The 1,186-nt window shown below is 47.3% G+C and carries 1 pseudogene; it reads right to left on the bottom strand.

Features of this window, described 5'->3' with window-relative positions:
- Nucleotides 1–1,186, bottom strand: a pseudogene (locus ACYVFA_RS19630) (gliding motility-associated C-terminal domain-containing protein); the annotation flags it as partial.

The following is a 1,186-nucleotide window of genomic DNA, read 5'->3' as shown; positions in this document are numbered from 1 at the left end:
ACTTGTACCCGTTGCTCCTGTTGACCAGTTTACAGTCCCGCCACATCCACTCGCTGTCAAAGTCAAGGTATTTGGCGCACACACTACTTTTGGATTGGGTGCAGTGATTGTTGGCGCAATTGGTTGCGTAACAATCTGTAAACCTGTAACTGCCAGACTAGATGGAGAAGTGCAACTACCCACTGTACAAGTGGCTGTAATGCTATAAGTGCCTACACTTGAAAGGGTCAGACTTGTGCCTGTTGCTCCTGTTGACCAGTTTACTGTGCCGCCGCATCCACTGGCGGTTAAAGTCAAGGTATTTGGTGCACATACTACTTTTGGATTGGGTGCTGTAATGCTTGGCGCTGATGGTTGAGTAACAATCTGCAAACTTGTTACCGCTGAACTTGCTACACTTGTACAAGAACCTACTGTACAAGTGGCTGTAATGCTATAAGTACCCACAATTGAAAGTACCAGACTTGTACCCGTTGCTCCTGTTGACCAGTTTACTGTGCCGCCACATCCACTCGCTGTCAAGGTCAAGGTATTTGGCGCACATACTACTTTTGGATTTGGTGCAACAATAGTTGGAGCAGATGGTTGGGTTACAATCTGCAAACCTGTTACAGCGGTACTCACTTGAGAAGTACAACTACCCACTGTACAAGTGGCTGTAATGCTATATGTGCCTACACTTGAAAGTATCAGACTTGTACCCGTGGCTCCTGTTGACCAGTTTACTGTGCCGCCACAACCACTCGCGGTTAACGTCAAGGTATTTGGGGCACACACTACTTTTGGATTGGGTGCAGTGATTGTTGGGGCACTTGGCTGAGTTACAATCTGTAAACCTGTAACTGCCAGACTTGATGGAGAAGTGCAACTACCCACAGTACAAGTGGCTGAAATGCTATAAGTGCCTACACTTGAAAGTATCAGACTTGTGCCCGTAGCTCCTGTTGACCAGTTTACTGTGCCGCCACAACCGCTGGCTGTTAAGGTCAAAGTGCTTGGCGCACATACTACTTTTGGATTGGGTGCAACAATCGTTGGTGCACTCGGTTGCGTAACAATCTGTAAGCCTGTTACTGCCAGACTTGATGGAGAAGTGCAACTACCCACTGTACAGGTGGCTGTAATGCTATAAGTACCTACGCTTGAAAGTATCAGACTTGTGCCTGTTGCTCCTGTTGACCAGTTC

It is taken from the genome of Emticicia fontis (assembly GCF_054779675.1).
Note: the sequence above shows the minus strand (reverse complement) of the source record. Positions and strands in the feature narration are given on the sequence as shown.